This window comes from Huijunlia imazamoxiresistens, from assembly GCF_037132455.1.
GTDB classification, from domain to species: Bacteria; Bacteroidota; Bacteroidia; order Chitinophagales; family Chitinophagaceae; genus Flavisolibacter; species Flavisolibacter imazamoxiresistens.
The window spans coordinates 144,758-169,073 of sequence record NZ_JBBBEI010000007.1 but is presented as its reverse complement, the minus strand read 5'-3'; the positions used below and the strand labels follow the sequence as shown (position 1 = coordinate 169,073).

General features: G+C 54.7%; 19 protein-coding genes and 1 tRNA gene. 6 read left to right on the top strand and 14 right to left on the bottom strand.

Annotated features, from left to right (window positions below; genetic code table 11):
* Positions 1-76 precede the first annotated feature (76 nt).
* A tRNA-Cys gene (locus tag V9K67_RS11010) sits at positions 77-147 on the bottom strand.
* A gap of 126 nt (positions 148-273) precedes the next feature.
* Here V9K67_RS11010 and V9K67_RS11005 point away from each other — a divergent pair.
* The 4 genes from V9K67_RS11005 (at position 274) to V9K67_RS10990 (ending at position 3,415) form a co-directional block, all read left to right on the top strand.
* On the top strand, positions 274-1,143 hold the full coding sequence (locus V9K67_RS11005) for a nucleoside phosphorylase (protein ID WP_336722335.1): 870 nt from the start codon (positions 274-276) through the stop codon (positions 1,141-1,143).
* A 7-nt stretch (positions 1,144-1,150) separates the two neighbouring features.
* Positions 1,151-1,933 carry a diaminopimelate epimerase gene (gene dapF / locus V9K67_RS11000; RefSeq protein ID WP_336722333.1) on the top strand — a complete coding sequence of 261 codons (783 nt, stop codon included), beginning with the start codon at positions 1,151-1,153 and terminating at the stop codon, positions 1,931-1,933.
* Between the two features lie 79 nt (positions 1,934-2,012).
* Positions 2,013-2,954 (top strand): magnesium transporter CorA family protein, encoded by a 942-nt coding sequence (locus V9K67_RS10995; RefSeq protein WP_336722331.1) that lies wholly within the window; start codon positions 2,013-2,015, stop codon positions 2,952-2,954.
* The gene (locus tag V9K67_RS10990) at positions 2,954-3,415 is read left to right on the top strand and encodes an NUDIX domain-containing protein (RefSeq protein ID WP_336722330.1); all 462 of its coding nucleotides are present in this window, start codon (positions 2,954-2,956) and stop codon (positions 3,413-3,415) included. Before V9K67_RS10995 ends, V9K67_RS10990 begins: the two co-directional genes overlap by 1 nt.
* A gap of 84 nt (positions 3,416-3,499) precedes the next feature.
* On the opposite strand, the gene V9K67_RS10985 is transcribed toward V9K67_RS10990, so the two are convergent.
* Positions 3,500-4,288 carry a queuosine precursor transporter gene (locus V9K67_RS10985; protein ID WP_336722329.1) on the bottom strand — a complete coding sequence of 263 codons (789 nt, stop codon included), beginning with the start codon at positions 4,286-4,288 and terminating at the stop codon, positions 3,500-3,502.
* Entirely contained in the window at positions 4,269-4,580 is a 312-nt protein-coding gene (locus V9K67_RS10980; RefSeq protein WP_336722327.1) for a hypothetical protein, read from the bottom strand. The genes V9K67_RS10985 and V9K67_RS10980 overlap by 20 nt, the downstream gene beginning before the upstream one ends.
* A gap of 263 nt (positions 4,581-4,843) precedes the next feature.
* Between V9K67_RS10980 and V9K67_RS10975 the strand changes: the two genes are divergently transcribed.
* Positions 4,844-7,366 carry a YfhO family protein gene (locus V9K67_RS10975; protein ID WP_336722324.1) on the top strand — a complete coding sequence of 841 codons (2,523 nt, stop codon included), beginning with the start codon at positions 4,844-4,846 and terminating at the stop codon, positions 7,364-7,366.
* 2 nt (positions 7,367-7,368) lie between these two features.
* Positions 7,369-8,472 (top strand): glycosyltransferase, encoded by a 1,104-nt coding sequence (locus V9K67_RS10970; protein WP_336722322.1) that lies wholly within the window; start codon positions 7,369-7,371, stop codon positions 8,470-8,472.
* Between the two features lie 6 nt (positions 8,473-8,478).
* Here V9K67_RS10970 and V9K67_RS10965 read toward each other — a convergent pair whose 3' ends face one another.
* The 11 genes from V9K67_RS10965 to V9K67_RS10915 form a co-directional block, all read right to left on the bottom strand.
* Positions 8,479-9,351 (bottom strand): glycosyltransferase family 2 protein, encoded by an 873-nt coding sequence (locus V9K67_RS10965; RefSeq protein WP_336722321.1) that lies wholly within the window; start codon positions 9,349-9,351, stop codon positions 8,479-8,481.
* A 58-nt stretch (positions 9,352-9,409) separates the two neighbouring features.
* Positions 9,410-10,411: a glycosyltransferase gene (locus V9K67_RS10960; RefSeq protein WP_336722320.1), complete on the bottom strand. Its 1,002-nt coding sequence runs from the start codon at positions 10,409-10,411 to the stop codon at positions 9,410-9,412.
* A gap of 103 nt (positions 10,412-10,514) precedes the next feature.
* Positions 10,515-11,528: a glycosyltransferase gene (locus tag V9K67_RS10955; RefSeq protein WP_336722317.1), complete on the bottom strand. Its 1,014-nt coding sequence runs from the start codon at positions 11,526-11,528 to the stop codon at positions 10,515-10,517.
* A gap of 9 nt (positions 11,529-11,537) precedes the next feature.
* Positions 11,538-12,272 (bottom strand): cephalosporin hydroxylase family protein, encoded by a 735-nt coding sequence (locus tag V9K67_RS10950; RefSeq protein WP_336722316.1) that lies wholly within the window; start codon positions 12,270-12,272, stop codon positions 11,538-11,540.
* Positions 12,256-13,128, bottom strand: coding sequence for an NAD-dependent epimerase/dehydratase family protein (locus V9K67_RS10945; RefSeq protein WP_336722313.1), 873 nt, complete (start codon positions 13,126-13,128; stop codon positions 12,256-12,258). Before V9K67_RS10945 ends, V9K67_RS10950 begins: the two co-directional genes overlap by 17 nt.
* Complete coding sequence (locus V9K67_RS10940) at positions 13,128-14,348, bottom strand: methyltransferase domain-containing protein (RefSeq protein WP_336722311.1); 1,221 nt, start codon at positions 14,346-14,348, stop codon at positions 13,128-13,130. Before V9K67_RS10940 ends, V9K67_RS10945 begins: the two co-directional genes overlap by 1 nt.
* A 2-nt stretch (positions 14,349-14,350) precedes the next feature.
* Positions 14,351-14,896, bottom strand: a complete 546-nt coding sequence (rfbC, locus tag V9K67_RS10935; protein ID WP_336722309.1) for a dTDP-4-dehydrorhamnose 3,5-epimerase — start codon at positions 14,894-14,896, stop codon at positions 14,351-14,353.
* Entirely contained in the window at positions 14,893-15,978 is a 1,086-nt protein-coding gene (gene rfbG / locus V9K67_RS10930) for a CDP-glucose 4,6-dehydratase (RefSeq protein ID WP_336722307.1), read from the bottom strand. The genes rfbC and rfbG overlap by 4 nt, the downstream gene beginning before the upstream one ends.
* The gene (gene rfbF, locus V9K67_RS10925) at positions 15,963-16,739 is read right to left on the bottom strand and encodes a glucose-1-phosphate cytidylyltransferase (protein ID WP_336722305.1); all 777 of its coding nucleotides are present in this window, start codon (positions 16,737-16,739) and stop codon (positions 15,963-15,965) included. Before rfbF ends, rfbG begins: the two co-directional genes overlap by 16 nt.
* 153 nt (positions 16,740-16,892) lie before the next feature.
* Complete coding sequence (locus V9K67_RS10920; protein ID WP_336722303.1) at positions 16,893-17,741, bottom strand: LamG domain-containing protein; 849 nt, start codon at positions 17,739-17,741, stop codon at positions 16,893-16,895.
* Between the two features lie 174 nt (positions 17,742-17,915).
* Positions 17,916-24,221, bottom strand: a complete 6,306-nt coding sequence (locus V9K67_RS10915; protein WP_336722301.1) for a T9SS type B sorting domain-containing protein — start codon at positions 24,219-24,221, stop codon at positions 17,916-17,918.
* Between the last annotated feature and the right edge of the window lie 95 nt (positions 24,222-24,316).

The following is a 24,316-nucleotide window of genomic DNA, read 5'->3' as shown; positions in this document are numbered from 1 at the left end:
ACGACCAATGTCCCATGACTATTGACCCATGTCTATTGACGAAAAAAGCCTCCCATTTGCAGGAGGCTTTTTCTCGAGGTACCAAGCAGATTCGAACTGCTGTAGGAGGTTTTGCAGACCTCTGCCTAGCCACTCGGCCATGGTACCAATTTTACGTTTCAATTAAACTTTTAAGATTCGCTTAAACCGGTTTTTTTGAACGCGGTGCGAAAATAGGATATTTTTACCGAGATTTCCAACAATCTCATCAATGTTTTTATTTTAAATTTTTTCATGCAGCGCATAGCCGAATCCGAACTGATCATAAATGCCCGTGGAGCCGTGTATCACCTCGACCTTCGTCCCGAAGAAATGGCCGATACCATCATCCTCGTCGGCGACCCCTTCCGCGTTAAAGAAGTCAGCAAGCACTTCGACCGGATCGAACACGAAGGGCACCACCGCGAATTCGTTTCCCACACCGGCCGGATCGGCGGCAAACGCCTGACCGTAGTCTCCTCCGGCATCGGTCCCGATAATATAGATATCGTGGTGAACGAGCTGGACGCCCTGGCCAACATCGACTTCACCACCCGCACCATCCGGCCGCAGCTGCGGTCGCTGAACCTCATCCGCATTGGCACCTGCGGCTCCCTGCAGGCCGACATCCCCGTGGACGGCTTCGTTGCCGGCACCCACGGCCTGGGACTGGACAACCTGCTGCATTTTTACCGCCCCGAACCCAACGAGGAGGAAAAACAGCTGCTGCAGGCCTTTGTCACCGCCACCCGGGCACAGGCCTCCCCCCCCTACATCAGCAGCGCCTCCGCTTCGCTGTTAAAAAAATTTGTAACGGGCTTTCATCACGGCATTACCCTAACTTGCCCCGGATTTTACGGACCGCAGGGAAGAGTGCTCCGCCTGGGCCTGAAAGACCCCGGGCTGGTACAGCGTTTCACGGAATTTTCGTACGGTCCGCACCGCATCGCTAATTTTGAGATGGAAACCTCGGCAATTTATGGACTGGGCGCCCTGCTGGGGCACCACTGCCTGTCGCTGAACGCCGTGGTGGCCAACCGGGTGCGGAAGGAATTTTCAAAAGACAGCCGCGTGCCGGTGGAAAACCTGATCCGACACGCATTAGAAATTATTGGCACTTTATAAAACCATCATGCAAGCTAAATTTTACAAATACCAGGGCACGGGCAACGATTTTGTGATCCTGGATAACCGGACCGGACAATACAGCGGATTAACCTCCGAACAGGTATACAGCCTCTGCCACCGGCGCTTCGGCATCGGCGCCGACGGCCTCATGCTCCTCAATACCCGCCCCGGCTATGATTTCGAAATGAAGTATTACAATTCCGATGGCCGCGAAGGCTCCATGTGCGGCAACGGCGGCCGCTGCCTGGTAAAGTTTGCCTTCGATATGGGCATCATCCGCACCACCTATAAATTCATTGCCAGCGACGGCGACCACGAGGCTTCCGTGAACATCGACGGCACCGTGGCCCTGAAAATGAACGACGTGGCCACCATCCAGTACAACCACGGCAGCTACGTGCTCAATACCGGCTCGCCCCACTACGTAGCCCTGTCCAACGACGTGATGCACGTGAACGTAAAACAAAAAGGCCGCGAGATCCGTTACAGCAAAGAATTCGAAAAAGAGGGCATCAACGTGAACTTCGTCGAGCAGCTCAACGATGCCGACCGCATCATCGTCCGCACCTACGAGCGGGGCGTGGAGGACGAGACCTTCTCCTGCGGCACCGGCGTTACCGCCGCCGCCCTGGTATGCTACCACAACGACAACGGCTTCAACCGAGTGGAAGTGCAGACCCTCGGCGGCCGCCTGAGCGTGGAATACGACAAGATCGGCGACGCCTACGAAAACATCTGGCTGAACGGCCCCGCCCAACGGGTGTTCGAAGGCACGGTCGAGGTGTAACGGGGTACAGGAATTGGTTAATTGGTTAATTGGGAATTCGGCCGGGAACACTCATCACTCATTATTCATCACTCATCAGTTGATCCAGTATTACAAAAATATCGACCACAAAACGGTGCAGGTGGAACAGCCCGAAAACGGCACCTGGGTAAACGTGCTGCCCCCGCTGAAACAGGAGGAGTTCACCCACCTGTCCGAATCGCTGGATATTCCCATCGACTTTTTAACCGACTCGCTGGATATCGACGAACGTACCCGCTTCGAGGAAGAGGACAACGTGCGGCTGATCGTGATCAAGACACCCACGGAAAACCTTTCCTTCAACGAAAGCGACGCCCACTACATCACCATTCCTATTTGTATCATCCTGACGCACAACCAGGTGGTTACGGTGAACTCGTTCGAGAACCCCGCCATGAAAAAGTTCCTCAACACCTTCCGCAACCGTCATCCCGACAAAAAGAGCATGATGGTGCTGAAGGTGTTTGAAAAAGTGGTGCAGAACTTCATGGAATACCTCAAGGAGATCAACCAGCGCCGCAACATGCTGGAACAGCAACTCTACGACGCCAACCGCAACGAACAGCTGCTGGAACTGATGCGGGTGCAGAAAAGCCTCGTGTACTTCGTCACCGCCCTCCGTTCCAACGAGCTGCTGTTTCTGAAGCTGGAACGCACCAACTTCCTCGGCCTGAACGAAGAGGAAAAGGAATACCTCAACGACCTGATCGTCGACAACTCGCAGGCCCTGGAGATGGCCAACATTTACACCAACATCCTGAGCAGCACCCTCGACGCCTTCGCCTCCATCATCGCCAACAACCAGAACGAAGTGCTGAAGCGGCTGTCGGTGATCACCATCGTGCTCACCTTCCCCGTACTGGTATCGAGCCTGTTCGGCATGAACGTGCCCAGCGGCTTCGAGCATTCGCGCTACGCTTTCTACGTGGTGGCCCTGCTGTCGCTGGCCATCTCGGTGATCATCGGGTGGTTCTTTTTACGCAACAAAATATTTCGCTGATGAACAAACTTACTGTCCGGGTTTACGGCATCCTGGTCAACGATAAAAAACAGCTGCTGGTCAGCGATGAATTTATCCGCGGCAACTACTACACGAAATTTCCCGGCGGCGGCCTGGAGCTGGGTGAAGGCACCCGCGACTGCCTGAAACGTGAATTCATGGAAGAACTGGGCCTGAAGGTGGAAGTGCTCGACCACATCTACACCACCGACTACTTCCAGGAATCGGCCTTCCGCGCCGGCGACCAGATCCTTTCCATTTACTACTATGTACGCCCCCTCGAACCGATCAACGTGCGCCTGAGCGACCTGGAATTCGACTTCGATGAAAACCAGCTCCTCAAATACAAGGAAAACAACGAGATCGAAACCTTCCGCTTCATCGATTGGGAACACCTCTCCCCGGAAAGTGTCACACTTCCGATAGATAAGATCGTGGTGGGGATGATCAAACAAGATTGAGTTTACGAGTTTACAAGTTTACGAGTTGCTGGCGCCCGTCAGGAACTCGTAAACTCGTAAACTCGTAAACTCGTAAACTTGTAGCTATCCCGCCGCCGGAATGGCGGGCACCTCCTCCCCCATCGCGGCCCGTTTCATCTGGCGGGCGGTGGAGGCGCCGAGGTAATTTACGATCCAGCGTTCGGCCAGCAGGATAACGGGGGTGAGCAGGAGGGCCATGGTAAACTTATAGGCATAGTTCATAAGGCCGATGGCCAGGATCTGCTGCCAGGGGAAGATGCCGCCGAAGGCGATGAACAGCACGATATAGCTGTCGATAAACTGCGACACGACGGTACTGCCCGTGGCCCGCAGCCACACATGGCGCTCGCCGGTGGCTTTCTTGATCTTATGAAAGATGGCCACATCCACCAGCTGGCTCACCAGGAAGGCCACCAGGCTGCCCACGATGATGCGCATGCCCTGGCCGAAGATGGCGCTGAAGGCCGTTTGCATATTGGGCAAAGCGGGGTTGCTGCCGATCCAGAAGTCGGCCGGCGGCACGCCGATGGCTAGGAAATACATCAGGAAGGCGTAGCCGATCAATGCCACTGCGGTAAAGGAGATGCGCCGTACCGCCTTGGGCCCGTAATATTCATTGACGATATCGGTCATGACGAACTCCAGCGGCCACAACAGCACCCCACAGGTAAGGTTGAACGACAGGCCGCTTTGCCCGAACAGCGTGAAGGAGGCCGGCGGCAGGCCGAAGAGCTTTTCGAGCGAAAAGATCTTGCCCCCGATGGATTCGGCGATCAGGGCGTTGGCCACGAAGAAAGCGCTAAACGCCAGGAACAGCCGCGTGGGTTTGTCTTTAAGAATAGAATGTATCATTATTTAAAAACAGGATGATATAGATGATTTGCAGCAGCAGGAACAGGAAGTTCGCCGCCACCAGCCATTTCGGCACCCAGTCGAACAGGCGCCTGCGAAAGCTGAAAACCGCCAGGTACAGCAGGTGCACCAGCGGGTTAAAGACAAAAACGGCCAGGAAGTAGCCGATGATCACGATGGTGGATACCACCTTCTCCTCTCCGATAAAGTTTTTGTACTGCAGCAGCACCGCCAGCAGAAAAAACAGATTGCAGATCAAAGCCACCCGTGACAAAAATAATAGCGCCCGCATGTAGTTCACTTCCGTTTTAGCTCCGTTTGTTTCGGGGTACAAGATAACTCAGAAGTTCCTGAGTTTCTGAGTTTCTGAGTTTCTGAGTTGGCGTAACTCTGGAAAGAGCAGCCTGAAAGAACGCCAAACTACAAAAGTCTTAAAGACTTTTGTAGTTTCTTCAGGACAGGCGAAACTCCAACTTGTGAACTCCCAACTCAGGAACTCAGGAACTTAGGAACTCAGGAACTATTATACGGAAAATACTTTTATTTTGCCGGTGTATGAAAAAAGGGTTTTTCCAGAAAGCGCTCCCCCATATAGTAGCGGTCGTTATATTTTTAATTGTAGCGGTTCTTTATTGCAAACCGGTGCTCGAAGGCAAAGTGGTGAACCAACACGATGTCCTGGGCTGGAAGGGCATGGCCCAGCAATCGATCGAGTACAAGGAACGGACGGGTCATTTTCCCCTGTGGACTAACAGCCTGTTTAGCGGCATGCCGGCGTATACGGTGGCCTTCGAGCCGGCCATGAACCCGCCCACCCTGTACCTGACCTACCTGCTGAATTTCGGCCTGCCCAAGCCGATCAGCTTTTTCCTGCTTTCCTGCATCTGTTTTTACTTCCTCAGCCAGATCTTGCGGGTCAATCCGTGGATCGGCATTTTGTCGGCCCTGGCCTATACCTATGCCACCTACGACCCCATCATCGTGGCGGTGGGCCACGATACCAAGATGCAGGCCATGGGCCTGATGCCCGCCGTTATCGGCAGCCTGCTGCTCCTGTTCCAGCGGCGGTATTGGTGGGGACTGGCCCTGTTGTCTATCTTCTTTAGTTTCCAGGTAGCTACCCAGCACCTTCAAATCATTTATTATACCGGCATCATCATGGGCTTTATGGTGCTGGCCTTCGCGGTGTACAGCTCCAAAAAAGGCGAACTGGCTCATGTGGGTAAAGCCGTGGCCGGTGCTGCCCTCGCCTGCGCCCTGGGCTTCTTCATGTTTGCCTCCAACATGCTGCCCCTGCGCGAATACGCCCAGGAAACCATGCGCGGCGGCCGCTCCGAACTGACGGCCGGCGGCGATGCGCAAAACAAGACCAAGGGCGGCCTCGACAAGGACTATGCTTTTAACTGGAGCTACGGCATCAGCGAAACCTTTACCCTGGTCGTCCCCGGTATCTACGGCGGCAGCAACGGTGGCGACGAGCACAAAGGCGCCACCAAATTCAGTGAAAAGCTCGGCGAGGTGGGCGTTCCCGAAGACCAGGCCGTGCAGATGGCCAATTCCTACTCCTACTGGGGCGACCAGCCCAGCACCTCCGGCCCCGTGTACCTGGGCGCCGTGATCTGTTTCCTCTTTATCCTGGGCATGGTGTACCTTAAAAGCTGGCACAAATGGTGGATCATTGCCGCCACGGTTTTTGGCATCCTGCTCTCCTGGGGTAAGAACTTTGCCGCCTTCAACTACTTTTTGTTCGACTACCTGCCCCTGTACAATAAATTCCGGGCGCCCTCCATGGCCCTGGTGATCCCGCAGTTCACCTTTGCCGTTACCGCGGCCCTGGCGCTGCAGCAGGTGCTGTTCGGCGGAGAAAAGCGCGAAGCCCTCTGGAAGCAATTTAAAGTATCCCTGTATATCACCGGCGGACTGGTGGCCCTGTTGGGCGTGCTGTACATTTCCTTTAATTATAAAAGCGCTAATGACAGCCAGATCCAGGACTATTTTACCAGCGCCATGACACAGGGAGCCCAGCAGCCCTCCCCCCAGGCGTTGCAGCAGGCCCAGACCTTTAGCCAGGGACTGATGACGGCCCTGCACGAGGACCGGCAATCGCTGTTCGGTTCCGACCTGCTGCGCTCGGTACTCTTCATTGCCCTGGCGGCGCTGCTGGTGGCCGGCTTCCTGAAAGACCGCCTCAAGGCGCTGCACGTCCTCATCGGCCTGACCCTGTTGACCCTCATCGACCTGATGCCCGTAGGCCGCCGCTACCTGAACGAGGACAAGTACGTGGAAAAGGAGCAGTTTGAAGCCTCCTTCACCCCCACCCAGGCCGACCAGCAAATTATGGCCGACGCGGCCAAACCCTTCCGCGTCTTCGACCAGACCGACCCGCAGGGCCCCTTCAACGGCTCCCGCGCCTCCTACTTCCACAACAGCGTGGGCGGCTACCACCCCGCCAAGCTGGGACTGTACCAGGACCTGATCGAACACCAGATCAGCAAAGGCAACATGAAGGTGTTCAACATGCTGAACACGAAATACTTCATTACCCCCGGCGGCCAGGGCGGACAAGCCCAGGCGCAGCTTAACCCCGAAGCCTTCGGACCGGCCTGGCTGGTAAAAGCCGTGCGCACCGTTGCCAACGCCGACGCCGAAATGGCGGCCCTGGCCAACGTGTCGAAGGATACCGCCATCGTACAACAGAAGTTTGCCGGACAGCTGAAGCCCCTGAGCGGCTTCGACTCCACCGCCAGCCTGGTAGTAGCCCGGCATTCCAACGATACCGTCTCCTACCGGTTCACCGGCAAGCAGGACGCCTTCGCCGTATTCAGCGAGATCTATTACCCCCTGGGCTGGAATGCCTATATCGACGGCAAAAAGGCGGAGTACGTGAAAACCGATTACGTGCTGCGGGGCATGAACCTGCCGGCCGGCACCCATACGGTCGACTTCATCTTCGAACCGGCCTCGTATAAAACCGGCAACACCCTGTCCCTGATCGCCTCGGTGATCACCCTTCTTTTACTGGCGGCAGCGATCTTTTTTGAAGTGAAGCGGTCCCGCCGCACAACCGTACTCAGTTAAGCATGGTGCGTGTACTCAGCCTTGTTTCCTATACCTTTTTGCCCGCCAAGGTGGGCGGGCAAAAAGGTATCGCCCTCTTTAACAAGTATTTCAGCCGGCATACCGACCTGCACGTAGTCACCACGAAGACCAACGACAACGGCCGGGCCGAAGGTTATGCTACCATCCCGCTGTTTTCCGGCTCGCCCCTGCGCTATGTGAATCCGCTGCAGTATTTCCGAATAAGGAAGATCATCCGCGGGCTGCGCCCCTCTCACCTGCTGATCGAACACCCCTACCTGGGATGGCTGGCGGTGCTGCTGAAAAAAACCATGGGACTGAAGCTGGTAGTGCACTCCCACAACATCGAGTCGCTGCGGTTCAAAACCCTGGGCAAATGGTGGTGGGGCATCCTGTGGCATTACGAAAAATGGACGCACCAAAACGCGGATTACAACCTCTTTATCACCGAAGAAGACCGGCAGACGGCGCTGCGCGATTATGCACTGGATGCAGAAAAGTGCACGTTGCTGACCTACGGCATCGAGCGGGCCGGCAGGCCTTCGGAAGAAGAGCAGGCCCAGGCCCGGACGACGGTGCGCCGGCAGCATGGCCTGAAAGCGGAGGAGCGCCTCCTGCTCTTTGCCGGCGCCTTTAATTATGGCCCGAACCTCGCGGCACTGCAGATCATCGAACACGAAATTGCGCCCCGCCTGCAGCAACAGGGCTTTCCCTTCCGGGTGCTGGTCTGCGGTCCCGGCCTGGACGGCAAAAGCCCTGGCCACCCAAAGGTGGCCTATGCCGGTTTCGTGGACGATATCTACCAGTATTTTATGGCCACGGACGTTTTTTTAAATCCCCTTACCGAGGGTGGCGGTATCAAAACCAAGCTGGTGGAATCCCTGGGGATGAATGCCAATGCCGTATCTACGAACAACGGCGCCATAGGTGTGGATCCGGCCCTCTGTAACGGCAAGTTGCAGGTAGCAGGCGATGGCGACTGGCAGGCCTTTGCCGAAGCGGTGGTTGCCATGGCTTCCGTTCAAAAGGATATCGGCCCGGAATACTACGGGCATTTTTATTGGGGCTACAGCACCCAAAAAGCCGCGGAGTTTATCTGCAGGTAATATCCTTTATCCCTTAGCCTTCAATTTTATCCATTTGCCGGAGTAGATCAGGGCCTGCTTGAAGGAAAAGATGGCGGCAAAGCAGTAATAATACAGCCCCTTCCCTTTCCGGGCCTCCATGATCACCAGCTCGTTGCGCTCCATCACCTTGCGCAGGCCGATCTGTTTTTTCACATTGGTGCTGCCGCTGTGGATATGGACGATGCAGGCGCCGGCGAAGAACAGGATCTCATAGCCCAGGTTCTTGATCTGCTCGCACCACAGCTGGTCCTCGCCGTACATAAAGAATCGTTCGTCCAGCTTTCCTTCCGGCAGTCGTTGCAGCACCTCTTTGGGAAACAGGAAAAAGGCGCCGTTCACCCAGTCGGCGGTGGTGGTGAAGTCCAGTTTAAAATATTTTCCCAGCATCAGGCGGGCCCGCTGCCGGTAGGGCAGCAGGTAGGGCAAAAAGCGAAACAGGTCGAGCAGTTCCCATTGAAGGCTGCGGAAGCGGCGGGCCGAATACTGCAGCCCCCCGTCGGGGTACACCATCTTGCAGCCCAGCACCCCGGTTCCCGGGTGGTCTTTCCAGGCTTGGGCGCTTTTGCTGATGGCGTCTTCGGTCAGGTAGGTGTCGCTGTTCAACAACAAGACCAGGTCGCCTTTGGCAAACGAAATACCGAGGTTGTTGCCCTTGGCAAATCCCGAATTGTGCGGATTGATCACCAGGATGATGCCGGGGAACTTTTCCTTGAACAGCGAAGGATCGCATTCCGTGGAGGCATTGTCCACCAGGATGATCTCGTAAGGAACCCCTTTGGTAAAGTCCAGCACGGACTGGATGCACTGGCAGGTGAGCGCGAAGGTGTTGTAGTTAATGATGACGATAGAGACCAGCAAAGTGTACGACCGGGTTTAGTGGGATAATGATCATCTTTGTTTGGAGCAAAAGCAATAATTATTTCAGCACCGGCTTTGCATATACTTTTTTAAAGCCAAGGAATAAGGACCGCGTGATAAAGTTGCTGTCGATTTGCCGGGCCAGCTTCATGCTGAGGATTTTTTCCGGGTCGAACGCATTTCCGGGGACCAGTTCGTCGGCGAATTGCTTGCATTCGGAAAGAAAGGCGGCGACGGTCAGCCCCTTTCTTTTTCCTTTCGGCGTTCGCAGTAAGCGGTGGGCCAGCCCCTTGGAGTAAAAGGAGATAAAGTGGAGGGCATACCGCTGGATGGCCTCCCGTAACAGGGGATCGTCCTGCTGCGACTTTAAAAAGCGGACGAATTCTTTGAAGGCCTCCTGGAACTTGACGTCCGGGGAAGTGGTGGTGGTGCTTTGGTGGATGCGGAAGGAAAAGGTTTCTTCAAAGGCTACTGCCAGATAGGATTTTTTGATCAGCCGGATCCAGATGTCGAAATCGGCGAACAACAGGTTCGGGTAGGCAGGGATGCCGCCGGCGGCATCATAATCGGCCGCCCGCATCATAAAGCCGGTGCCCATGCTGTCCATCATGTTGCACAGGAAGAAGGAAAGGAATTCCGCTGCCGACTGCCGTTCGGCCATGGGCTTGCATTTGCGAATCGTCTTTCCCTGGGCATCGATGTACAGGAAATGCGCCTGATACAGGCTGGCATCGGGATACTTGCCAATCAGGTCGTCCATCACCTGCAAATAGTGCGGGTGCAGGATATCGTCGTGCCCGATCAGTGTAATGAACTCATTCTTCGGAATGGAGGTGATGCGGGCCCAGTTCTCCTCGATCGTCAGCGATTTACCGGAAGGATACACCACAATGCGGCTATCGGAAAGCGACTGTACCCACTCCAGGGTGCCATCCGTACTATTGTTGTCTAAAACATGCAGGTTCAGGTCGCCCAAAGATTGGGACAGAATGCTGTGAATGCATTCTTTTATATACTCCCCGCCGTTGCGCACCGGTAAAACAATACTGTATTTAGCCATAAAATAGTATTAAATGAATGTTGCCAGCTGCCGGAAACGAAGGACCGGTACCGGCAAAGACAAGGTTACGCCATCGAAGCAATTGTTCCCGGACACGGGATCCTTAAAGCTTTTTCTTCAGCCACACCAGGGAATTGTGCAGTGCCGGCATGTGAATCTTCAGCCAGTACTTCTTCCGGTAAGGCTTCATCAGTTCCGTTGAAAAAATAGCCTTCTCCACCGGCACCAGGTCTTCCGTTCCCGGCTGGTTGAACAGCGCATAATAATTCCGCAGGAAAGAAAGATGCGACACGATCCACATGGCCACAAAATGCTTCATGCTTTTTTCAACCGCGGGCCAGTCCGGTACATGGCGGATCCGGGCGGAAACATAGTCAATGAAATTTTTCCCGATCCGGACCAGCTGCTCATTCTGGGCGCGCCCGAAGTTTTGCTCGTGCACCGTCTGGTGCCCCAGCGCCTTGTTGATGACCACGCAGCCCGAACGCGAGCCCATAATGCTCAGGTAGGCATAATCGCCTAAGAACGGCGTATCATAATCCGGTACGCCGCCCATCTCTACCAGGGTTTCCCGCTTCACCATGCAGCACGACCAAAGGTAGGCCGGGTAAATCTTGAGGTCGAAAAAGTTCTTCAGGAATTCGTTGGGGGAATACAGGCGCACCGTATCCACCGGCTCATTGACCAGGCAGGAGTTGATGCCGACCTTCATCCCGTATAATTGGGCAATGCCCGGGTGGGTACACAGGTAATTGGAACCTCCCAGGTACATGCCGTACTCCGGGTACTGGTCCTTCAGCCCAACCAGGGTTTCCAGCATATCGGGATAAACCGGGTCGTCGTCGGCGATCATCACTATGTAGGAGCCGGAGGAACGTTCCAGGCTTTTGTTAAAGCTTTTCTTCATTCCCAGGTTCTGCTCGTTCGGGAAGTATTTGAACCGCGGATCCCGGAATCCTTCTACTACCTCTTTACCGCTTCTTTCCGGGTCATTATCCGAAACAATGACCTCGTAATCCTGGAAGGATTGCAAACGGATGCTCTCCAGGGTCTTTTTCAGGTAATACTGCCGCTTGAAGGTGGTAAAGCAGAAACTTACTAAAGGAGTGTGTTGCATGGGGGAACGTTACTTGATTCGTTTAAGATAACCATCAGGCGCTACGCTGATCAGCAGCTTATTGTCCACAGCCTGGTCAATGATAAAATCCGGGTGCTGTTTCAAAAATTCGTGTACGGCTGATTTCGGGTTATTGCCCTTACCCCAGGGGCGGCCCGGTAAATATCCATCCGGCATATCCTCCACGATCGTATCGAACACTACGATATAAGAATTCAGGGAAACGAAAGGAGCATACAGTTCCAGTTCCCGCAACACATGCTCATGGGTATGGTTGGAGTCCAGGCAAACGAGGATCTTTTCCTTTCCGGCCGCCTGCTGCCGCACCTGGTCCACAATTTCCTGGCTAATGGAGGAGCCCTGGATCATCTTGATCCGTTTGGCCATAGGATGCGCCTCGATGGCGGCCCTATTATGCTCCCGGATATCCACATCAATGCCCAGAATCTCCCCTTTGCCGATCAATTCCAGCAAAGACGCATAAAAGATCAGGGAACCGCCATGGGCGATACCGGTCTCAATGATCAGGTCGGGCTGAACCTCCCAGATGATTTCCTGCATGGCAATCATATCCTGCGGGTACTGGATAATGGGACGGCCCATCCAGGAAAAATTGTAGGAATACTGGGCCTTGTTCGACTCCAGGTTAAACGCCCGGGCGGCTTCCTGCAAGGCCGGGTTGGAACCGTTACCGGCGATCCGGTTTACTCGTTGGTCTATAAACTCTTTAACGGGATTGTTCATTTTCTAAAATGGTTTGCAACCTGGAATTATCACCCCAAAAGCGCATAGGCTCATAATCCAGGTAGGGATAATATCCGAGATTCAGTGAAATGTCAGATTTTTTTTCTTGTAAATAAAGGGCGACCAGGTCTTTCAGCTGCACCGGCTGGCCGCTGCAGCAATTGATCAAACCGGTAACCTGGTCCTGCAGGGCAATGGCCCTGATGTACGCCGCAACATCGGCTACAGGCAGGTAGTCCCGGACCTGCTCGCCGCCGCTCATGTTGAACGCCGGCTCGTTCCGTTCAATGGCCCTGTCCAGTTGGGAAAACAGGGAATTGGGATTCTGACCTTTGCCGAACATGTAAAACAGCCGTATCCACTTCAGGGAAAAAGGCTGTACTTTCTGCAACTGCTGCAGGAACTTCCGCAGCGTATCCTTTGCCAGGGCATAAGCATTTCCCGGGTCGGTCATCATTTCCTCCTGCAGGCAGCCTTCGTGAAAGCCGTATTCCAGGCAGGTACCCGTTACCGAAAGATCGGTAAGGCCGTTGGTGACCATATTTTTCAAAAACGCATAATGCCGGGGCAGGTTCTCTTCGAAATGGAAAAGCGATTTATACTGGGGCAACCCTTCCCAGGCCAGGTGGATCATATGATCCGGCCGCTGGAAATATTCATAGTAGTTCACTTCCGGCGCAAAGTTCCCCAAATCAAAGGGAAGGTACCGCACCTGCCTAAACCAGGGCTGGACCGCCGCCCGGGCTTCGGACGAAGAGGTAGCGATCACAGCGTAACCTTCTTTCAATAAGTCCGTTATGACATGCTGGCCAATAAAACCGGAAGCCCCCGTTACCAGAACCGTTGCCTTTTTCATCAGATCACTTCCAGGTGAGGAATAGGAATCACAAATTTACCGCCCCACTCCCGGATATATTCCAGCTGCTTCATGATTTCCTCCTTGATATTCCAGGGAAAGATCACCACGAAGTCGGGTTTGTCCTGCCTTAATTGTTCTTCGTTGACGACAGGAATATGGCTAGCGGGGAGCCACTTGTTCTGCTTGTAGGGGTTTGCATCCACCACAAAGCGCACCAGGTCGTTCTTTATACCGCAGTAATTCAGCAGAGTGTTGCCCTTGGCCGCGGCGCCATAGCCCGCCACTTGTTTGCCTTCCTTCTTTTGGCGGATGAGGAAATCCATGAACGCCAGCTTCACGCCAAAGGCCTTTTGCTGGAAATCATCGTAATAGCCCAAAGAGGTCAGACCCTTTGCCTGTTCTTTGTGGAGCAGCGCGCCCACATTTGCGGAAACCGCCTTGCTGCCATCCTCCTGGTGCTTCGCATAGATCCGCAGCGATCCGCCATGCGTGGGGATCTCCTCCACGTCGAACAACTCCAATCCCTGCGATTCAAAAATTTGCTTTACGGTATAGAAGGATAAGTACGAGAAGTGCTCATGGTAAATGGTATCGAACTGGTTGTTCTCCACCAGCTGCATCAGGTGGGGGAACTCCATGGTGATCACGCCTTCCGGCTGCAGCACCTGCTTCATGCCGCCTACGAAGTCCACGATGTCGGGCACATGGGCCAGCACGTTATTTCCCAGCAGCAGGTCGGCCTTCCGCTCCTGGAGGTTTTTCGCCAGCGCCGTGCCGAAAAACTCCGTGATCGTTTCAATGCCTTTGCCGCGGGCCACTTCCGCCGTATTGGCGGTGGGCTCGATGCCCAGCACGGGAATGTTCTTTTCCTTAAAGTATTGCAACAGGTAACCGTCGTTGGAGGCGATCTCGATGACCTGCGACCGGGGGGAAAAGCCGAAGCGGTCGATCATCTTTTCGGTATATTTCCGGGCATGCTCCAGCCAGCTTTTGGAAAAGGAGGAAAAGTAAACATACTGATCGTTGAAGATGCTGTCCGACTTCTTGTACTCCTCGATCTGCACCAGGAAGCAGGAAGAACAGGTATACACCTTTAAGGGATAAAAAACCTCCGGTTCGTTCAATTGATCCTTTGTCAGGAAGGAGTTGGAAGCCGGAGAATTCACCAGGTCAATAAAAATATTGGTCAGCTCCGATTTACAAAATCTACATTGCATAGCTATAAGCCCTTAAAGTTTTTGTCGATAAAAGAATGTTTTTTATCCCGCTCTGAAAGCTCCGCCACGGGCAGCGGCCATTGGATATTCAGCGCGGGGTCGTCGTACCGGATGCCTCCTTCCGCCTTTGGCTGGTAGAGCGCGGTATGCAGGTATATGAGTTCGCAATTTTCGGTCAGGGTCTGGAAGCCATGGGCAAAACCTTCCGGAATGTACAGCATGTTCCGGCGTTCGGCGGAAAGCTCGGCGCCATACCACTGCAAATAGCTGGGCGAGTCCTGGCGGAGGTCCACCATGACGTCGAAAACGGCGCCCGAAATACAGCGCACCAGTTTGACCTCCCGAAAGGGCGGGTACTGGAAATGCATGCCCCGCACGGCGCCGCGGGCACTGGTAAAGGAATGATTCATTTGCATCCATTCCTTTGAATGGCCGATCTGTTCAAACTCCTGCCGGCAGAAAAAGCGGGCGAACCAGCCCCTGCTGTCGGAAAAGGGCGTTAAGGTTATTTCGTAGCCGCCGGCTAAGGGCGTGGGTGTAAAGATCATAATGCAAGGTACTCCCGGATTTGCCGGAACGTATAATCGGACAACTGGCCGGCCGGCTGCCGGTACCAGTTAATGGTCCATGCGATGGATTGCTTGGCATTCAGCCGCGGATGCCAGTTCAATGCCTTTTCCGCCTTGCTGATGTCCAGCTTTAGCAGGGTGGCTTCGTGCGGCTGCCCTGGATCGGAGGTATCCTTCCAGGCGCCTCCCTGCCAGTTTTCAATGGCGGTTTTCACCAGGTCTTCCACCGTCAGGTGGTCCTCCGGCCGGGGCCCGAAGTTGTAGGCATCCGAAAATGCTGCGGGTGTGTTCTCCAGCAAGGCGCCCAACAACAAATACCCGCACAAAGGTTCGAGCACATGTTGCCAGGGACGAACGGCGCGGGGATTGCGCACTTCTATGGTGCGTTGCTGCTGCAACGAACGGACGATATCCGGCACCAGGCGGTCTTTGCTCCAGTCACCGCCGCCGATCACGTTGCCGGCACGGGCGCTGGCGATCGCCTTTTGATGGATGTGGTATTCCGCCGGGTTAAAAAAAGAATTCCGGAAGCTGTCCACCACCAGCTCCGTACAGGCCTTGCTGGCACTGTAAGGATCGTATCCTCCCAGGCGGTCTTCCTCTTTGTACAATATATCCTGCTCTTTATTGAAATACACCTTATCGGTGGTAATAATAACAGCCGTACACTTATGCTGCAGTGACCTCATGGCCTCCAGCAGGTTGGCCGTGCCCACGACATTGACATCAAAAGTTTCGGCCGGTATTTCATAGGAACGCCGTACCAGGGGCTGGGCGGCCAGGTGAAAAATAAAATCCGGTTCAAAGGAAACGATCTCGGAACGGAGCCGTTCCCGGTCGCGGATATCGGCCAGCACGCTTTCGGTCTTTTCCTCTTTCCGGAGAAAGTCGAACAACCCGCCTTCCTGTTCCGGGGGCAGGGCATACCCTTTTATCCGGGCACCCATCTCCTGCAACAGGGCCATCAGCCAGGAACCTTTAAAGCCGGTATGCCCGGTAATAAATACCTTCTTATTCCGAAAAAAGCGCTGCAGCTGTGTTGTGCTTACCAGATTTTCCATTTAGCCTGATTGTTTTCCCATAAATGCTCCAATTCGATCTTGTCGCGTAAAGCGTCCATGCATTTCCAAAAACCACGGTGCTTATACGCCATGAGTTCGCCATCGGTGGTCAACCGCTCCATGGGATCGTCTTCCCACATGGTTTGATCGGCATGGTCATCCAGGTAATTGAATACCTTGGGCGACAACACAAAAAAGCCCCCGTTGATCCAGTTGCCGTCGCCTTTGGGTTTTTCCTTGAACATCTTTACCGATCCGCCGTCTTCTATTTCCATGCCGCCAAAGCGAGCTTCGGGCTGCACCGCGGTCACGGTAGCCATTTTGCCATGATCTTTATGAAAGCGTACCAGGGCGTCCAGGTCAATATCGGCAACGCCATCACCATAAGTAAGCATAAAATCCTCTTCGCCTATATACTTCTGAATGCGCTTTAACCTGCCGGCGGTTTTCGTGGAAAGACCGGTATCCACCAGGGTGACGTTGAACGATTCGGTAGCGGTATAGTGTATTTCCACTTTATTGCTGTTCAGCTCAATGGAAATATCCGAGTTATGCAGGTAATAATGCATAAAGTATTCTTTTATCAGGTAGCCTTTATAGCCAAGACATATGATAAAATCATTATAGCCGTATTGACTGTAGATCTTCATGATATGCCACAGAATAGGCTTCCCTCCTATTTCCACCATAGGTTTGGGCCGGGTGTCTGTTTCCTCACTGATCCGGGTCCCTAGCCCTCCTGCAAAAATGACAACTTTCATAATTTTTGGAATTGTGCAAATGTAATGTTTTACTTATTTGGTGATAAGGATAATAAAGGCCGGCAAAAAAGGAAAAAGTAAAGTCACAAAAAAGGGAATGAATCTGGATTCATCCCCTTTTTTGTGCCGGGCAGAACCGGCTTCAGGCATCGACTACCTGCTTAAAAAACTGATTTCGTCCTGGTTCAAAAGCCGGTTGTAGATCCGGACATTGTCAATTTTGCCATTCAGCCCTGCAGGGTCTCCGCTCCACCAGGCGCCAATAACCAACTGCGAATTCGGACAATAATTCATTTTGTCAACCGAGCCGGTAACCTGGCTGACCAGGATTCCGTTTATGTACATCTTCATTAAACCGGCTTTAACGGTAACGACAATTGTATACCAGGATTCCGGCGCCGGTTCGATACCATATACCCTGCCCACTACTTCCGCATCGGTATGCGCCCGGTCACAGGGGATGCCTGCTTTAACCGGTGAAAAGAGAATCCTTTTGTCGCCCGGGAAGCTGGGCCCAAGTCCAAATATGGCGCCGGAACCCGTAGAATAGTTCACTTTTGAAATAAAAACCTGCCTGCCGGCTATCGCCCTCATCATGACATCCAAACTGATGGACATGCTGTCCGTCGGATTGAGCCTTCCACCATCATTCACCAAAACTCCATTGAAACCGTTCACACTCAACGCACTGGAGGGGTTACCTCTTTTATCCGAAGCAATAACGGCCCCATTGAAAAGAGTGCCATTGTTTCCATTTCCGCTGGCATCATTCGTATTCCCCGAAAACGGGTAATAGGCCAACAGGCCGTTTGACAACCGGATGTTGGGATTATTGGCCGGGTCCTGATATATGGTGTCTTTCCGGATGACGGTATCTTTTTGAATAATGGTATCACGAACCGTCTTAGTTGTTTCTTTCTTGCAGGAGCTTAATCCCGCACTTAAGGGAAGGAAATAAGCAAAAAGAAGAATAGAAGAAACCGGAATCAGAAGCTTTTTCATAATGCATTCATTTTGGGAAAATAAAGATTACAAAACGTTTTTTTCTATGAAATATTATTATTTCCCGCCGCAGCGGCCATCAGAAAATAAACCTCTGGTTCGAATCCAAAGCATAGGATAGCTCAAATTAATTAAGCAAAACATAAAACATACTTTCTACCCGCATATCCGCTTTTAGCGGATCAGGACCACGGTTCCTTTTTTATTAACGCTGCCGCACAGGGTTTGCGCCCTTATGAGATATACAAATACACCCGAAGGCTGCTCCATTCCTTTAAAGGTACCGTCCCAGCATTGCCGGGGATCGTTGGTGGAAAAGACCAGCTGTCCCCACCGGTTGTACAGGCTCATAGAGAATTCCTGCACGCCGGCCCAGGGCCGCACACCGAAGCAGTCGTTCTTACCATCGTGGTTGGGCGTGAACGCATTAGGCAGGTAATAGGCATAGTCCGGTTTGGAAACCACGTCTACCGTAACGCTGGCCGTGTCCGAGCAGCCCGCAGCAGTAGCCTTTACCCGGTAGGTGGTCGTTTGCAGCGGGGTGGCCACCGGGTTTGCAATACGGGTATCAGACAGGCTGGCCGCCGGCATCCACTCGTACGTTTCCCCTCCCACAACCGCCAGGTGCGCCTCGCCGTTGGAGCAATCAATATCGTTTGATTTGGTGATCCGGAGCTCGGGGCGGGGGCGCACCATAACATTGGTAAACAGCGTTTCCTCCTTTTTGCACGCCAGGTGGGTGATCACCACCTGGTACCGTGTGCTGGTTTCCGGAAATACCGAAACCGTGGAGACAGACGGTGCCGCCGGGCTTTCCAGCGGGCTCCATTCGTAACGATCGCCGCCGCTGGCACGGAGGATCATCGTATCGCCCTGGCACAAATAGGGCTTTTGCTGTTGCAGGCTAAAGACGGGCGGACGCGCCACGGTCACCTGCACCGAATCCACCTGCTCGCAGCCGTTGGCGCCGGTGGCCGTTACGAAGTAGCGGGTGTCGGCCAGGGGCGCAGCCACGGGGTTGGAGATGTCGCCGGCCGACAAGCCCGTAAGCGGCTGCCAGCGGTAGTGCAGGGCGCCACTGGCCAGCAGCGGCAATTGCATCCCTTCGCAAATGGCGGTATCCGGGGAAATATCCAGCACCGGCAGGGGTTTTACCTGCACGGTGGTTTGTCCGGTGGCGCTGCACTTGCCGTTGCGGGCCGTAAGGGTGTACACCATGGTTGTTTGCGGCCGGGCCTCCGGACGGGGCGCCAACGGATCGGACAAGCCGTCGGCAGGAACCCACTGGTAGCTGCCGGCATGCTGCACCTGCGGGGTCAGCGCCGTCGAAGCGCCCTGGCAAATGCTGTTATCCGCCGGAAATACAATCACCGGTGTTTGCAACACGGTTACCGCTGTGGAATCCACGGCACGGCAGCCCGCGGCATTGGTCACCTCGGCCCGGTAGATGATGGTTTGGCCAGGGGTGGCCACGGGGTCCGGACGGCCCGGATCGTCCAGGTAGGTTTGCGGCTGCCACGACAGGCTGCCACCGGAAACAGTGGCCTGCAGCCGGACACTCTGCCCGCTGCAGAGGGTGGTATCCGCGCCCAGGCTGACCACCGGCCGCTCTTTCACACTAATGTTCACAGCCTCCCTCGATACGTCCACCGGCCCAAAGAACAGGTCATCCAGGGCAAACCCGCTCGCGGAGCGGTCCGGGTTGGCGTTGACCAGCGACAGGGCGGCAAGGAGGGTATCGCCCGAATTCCATAGAATCTGGTAGCGACTCCAGTTGCAACTGGTCCTGCCGGCCGAAAATACCGTATCGAGCGACCTGCCGTTAATGGAAAACTGCAGCTTGGCAGGAGCCGCCGCATTCAGCGTTTGCACCCAAACGGAAAATAAATAGTTGGTATGGGGCTGCAACGAAACGGTTTGCGACCAAAGGTTTATTCCCTGGCTGTTGTCGCCGTTCACCAGCAGCATGTTGCCATTGCCGGTAGTATGATCGGTACAGGCCGACAGGCCGGGGCGCCAGCCCTGGGTGGCAGCGGCCACGTGGAACACACCGGCGCTCGTACCCGTGGCCGGCGCATTCTGGTAGGAAGAGGTAAAGCCGGTATATCCGCTGCTGAAATCGCCATTCGCTACCAGGTTGGCACCTACCGTTAGGGAGGTAAAGGTATAGGTGGTATTTGCCAGCGGCCTGGCAAAAGGCTGGCCGGCATTACTGCTGCTCAGCGCTGCCGCAGGTGTCCAGCAAAAGCCCAAATCCGTGGGCTGGGTGCGCAGCTGCACACTGTCGCCGGCGCAAATAGCCGTATCCTTGTTCGCAATAAGGTCTTTGGACTCCACGAGCACCGGAACTTTTTTGGAGATACTGTCCCAGCAGTTGTTGGTCGACTGCACCCGGAGCGTTACCCTTTGCAGGCCCGCACTGCCAAAGGTCACCTTCGGGCTGGCCTGGGTGCTTTGCGCACCGCCGCTAAACGTCCATTGATAGGTCTGCATGCCGCTTAAGGAGGGGGTAAACTGCACCGTAAGCGGCGAGCAGGCATCCCGGGAAAAGGTAAAATCGGGCGATGCGGCCGAAAACTTCGCCTCCACGGTCAAGCTGTCCAGCACCATCGAGCATGCATTGGTAAGGGAGATCCGCACCTTGGCCGTTCCCTCCTGTTTGAAGAGCAGGCGGAAGACAGTATCGTTCTGCGCCACGATATCAAAAAGGATGTTGTCCGAAGTGATGGTATAGGGCTGGGTGCAGTTTTTCGCCCGGTTTAGCGAGAAGGTCAGGGTGTCCTTCAGGCTGCAGGCCTTTGCAGGCCCGGTTAGCCGGACCGTATCGCAGGCATCGGCACAGAGGTCCTTGCGGTCAAGGGTAACCGTCCTGGCGGTCAGGCTGATAACCGTATTGCCGAAGGAAACGCTGCGGATGGTAGGCCAGGTGAAATTGCTGACGGAAACAGGCGCCGCTGCTGCCGAAGCCGCCCCATTTTCCACGCCGCAGTCACGGGACGTGCTGCCATCCGTATTCAGGGCAGCCACGAAAAAATCCTCCTGCCCGCTGGCGCCGGTGCTGCCCACCGCTACCACATGGCCGCCCGCAACGGTCAGGCGGTTCAGGCGCTTATCGCCGGTTCCGCCAAAATGTTTGGCAAACTGCAGCGCGTTGTTGTCCACTGCCCGGTACAGGAAACCGCCGGTAGCCTGGCGGGAACTGCCGCTGCTGATAAAGCTTCCGTCGGGCAGGGGGAAGAAGCCGGTATAAAAGTCGTTGTTCAGGGGCGACACCTGGAGGGTCTGGGTGCGGGTGACCCCGAAGCTTTCGTCGAGGGCAATGATCGTGTGGCGCATATCTGCATAACTACTGCCGGTAATGGAGTGTGCGCTGACCAGGTAGCCCGCCCGGGCCGGGTCAAAGTGGAGATAGGGCTGGAACAGTCCCCGGACCGAAGGGGTCAGCTTTTTCGCCTGCAACACGCTGCCGTCCGACAGCTTCAGCTTCATCACCGCCGCTTCATAGTTGGCCGTAGTGTTTTGCAGGTCCACGGCCATCACCAGGGTGTCGGATTTCTGGAGCAGGCCTACGCCATCTTCCCCATCCCCCCTGTCGAAGCGCTTGCTCCAGGAAACCTGCGCATTCTTATCCAGCTTGATCAGCACGGCATCGGCAATGCCGCCTGCTGCGTTCAGCACACCGGACAGGGCATACCCGCCATCCGAAGTTTCAATGATATCCATCCCCAGGTCGCCCGCAGCCGAACTGGTGCCCAGCTTCCGGGACCAAAGCACCGTACCGCCGTTATCGATTTTAAAGCAGAGAATATCGCCGGAGCTGTTTCCAAAAGAGGTGCTCTGCCCGGTCACCAGCAGGCCGCCATCCCCTGCCGCCGTGATCTTGCGCACCGATTCGCCGGCGGTGCCACCATAAGCTTTCGACCACAGGACCTTGCCGGTGGCGCTGAACTTCGTAATCAGGATATCGGCGGCATTGCCAAAGCTGGTGGTGGTGCCGGCCACAAAATAGTCGCCACCGGTGCTTACCGCCACATCGTAGGCCTTGTCCGAACCGGTGCCGCCGGCCTCCAGCTGGAAATTGGTACAGGGAGCAACAACGCTTTTGGGCAGCACCGTAATTTTTACCTCGTCGATCGAACAGTTGCCGCTGCCGTTGGACAAGCGGTAGGTGGTGGTAGTGGCCGGGTAAGCCACGGGGCTGCTGCAGTTCGAGCAGGAAAGCCCGGCAGCAGGCGTCCACTGGTAAATGCCGTTGGAGCTGGTGCTGTTCAGGAAAACGCCATTGCCTTCAACTATGGTGGTATCCCTGTTGAAGATCTGCACCGAAGGCGTCGTCGTAAGGATAAAGGTGTCGATATTGGGACAGGGCCCGTTGCTGGTTTGCACCCAGTAGGTGCCGGGAGTGCTGACATCAATGAAATTGGCCGTACTGCCGGTACTCCAGTAGTTTTTGGAAGCAGCGGCGGACTGTAGCCGGACCGTTTCCCCGGCACAGAGGGTGAGCGTACGGGGAGGGTTATGCGGCAGCCGGGGCAACACCACGACATTGCGGCAAAAGGACGCTTGCGTGGAAAGTCCGTCGTCTATGGTCAGGTTGATATTGTAGGTGCCCGGCGTATTATAATCAATTGCGGGTGGGTGCTGCAGGGTGGAGCTGGGCAAACTGCTGTTGGCGCAGCCCGTGAACCGTATCCGCGACAGCGTTCTGTTGCTGACGTTGGGCACGAAGGTGTACAGGTCCGGGCCTTCCCGGAAAAACTTGGAAAGACAGTGCGGAAAATTCAGGTTTCCCACGTTGCCATAACTGGTAATGGCCGGCACGTTTTTCAGGCTTCCCTTGAAATCCAGCTTCAGCAGGTCGTTATAGGAGGTGTTGGCATTGATGACGAATCCCATATAGCTGCCGCAGTATTTCATAATATAAATATCCCAGCAGGTTTGAAAAGCCCCGCCGATATTGCCCATGTTGACGCCGGTAGGTGTGTTCAGCAGCGAGGTGCCGAAATCGAGCCGGGTAAGGGAGGAGCTGATGGCATTGGTAACGAAAACATGCCATTCCGATCCGTCCTTCAGGGCATTGACGCCGGTAGGTCCGGACAAATTGCCGATGTTCCCCAGGTTCCGTGCATTGGGGCTGTTGGAAAAGCTGGTGGAAAAGTCGAATCGGGTGAGGGTATTGCTGGCCGTGTTGACGGTAAAACCATACCAGTGGCCGTTTTCCTCGAACATGTACAGGTCGTGCGGGTATGCCAGGTCGCCGATATTGCCCCAATCGACACCCACCGGCGCATTGTTGGCGATATTGGTGCCAAACTCGATTTTTACGATCTTCGAAACGGAGCCATCCGCCGGGTCGCCGCCGACGATGAAGGCATACCATTTTCCCTCGTTCTTCACTACCTGTATGCCTTCGGTTTCTTCCGGTATCACGTTGCCCACGTTTCCCAGGTCCCGGACAGTGGGCGTATTCAGCAGGCTGTTGCCAAAATCCAGGCGGTAAAGCTTCTCGGTATAATTGTCCGTGACAAAGCCGTAATACCTGCCATTTTCCAGAACATAATCGATATACACGATGCCGCTGAACGCCCCGCCGATATTGCCCATATTCACGCCCTGGGGGGGCGTATTGGGATTGGCCACGCAAAAATTCCAGAAATAGGAACTGGCGCCCGTGGTAAAATTGGTGATGGGCACCGGGTCGTTGACACAAACCGTATCGGGGGTGAAAAAGGTCGCCTGGGTCTGGACGGCGCAGGAATCAGGAATAAACGTGCAATTGGGATTGGTGCGGTTAATGGCGGCATCGGCGCTCAGGGTGCCGTTCCAGGCCGTATTTCCCTGTTTATTCAGCAGGTTGTCAAAGGTATAATAGGCCTGTAATCCCGCCAGGGTCTGCGGCGAAGGCAGGCTCCGGTTCATATAGGACCGAATCTCGCTTTGGGTCCGGGCCACCTTCCAGATCCGCACCTCGTTGATGTAGCCGATAAAATTTTCTTGGACTACCTGGTTAAAATACAAGCCGATCTGCGTTTGCCAGTCGTTCTGTACCAGGTTACCAGTGGCTGCCACCTGGCTCATCAAAAAGCCGTTTCGGTAAAACTTCAGGGTGGTGCCGTCATACACCATGGCGACATGGTAGGTCTTGTTCAGGGTGATCGGGCAAATGGCAGGCGTCTTGAAATACCCGTTGGACGTGGTAATTTCCGCAGATCCGGGGCGTAACAGGTAATTGCAATCACTGGGGCCTTCATGCTTCGACACCAGGTCGCCCTGGTACAAATCGCTCCCGCTCCAGGAGGCTGTCCGGTTGAACTGGGCCTCCACCGTCAATTGGTTCCCGGAAATATCAAGGTCGCCGATGCGCATATAGGAAGGGTGCTTCGGCAGCGACAGCCATTGACTGCAGGACTGAGCCCCGGCCGAGACGGAAATCACCAACGATCCTATCAGGAAAACAACAGCAAAAAAAAGGTATCTCATAAACATGCAGAACGTTAAACTACCATGAAGCAATAAAAATAACGCTCCCGCAACACGCAGGGAGCAGGCGTACCGCAGTCTTTCAAAGGCAAATA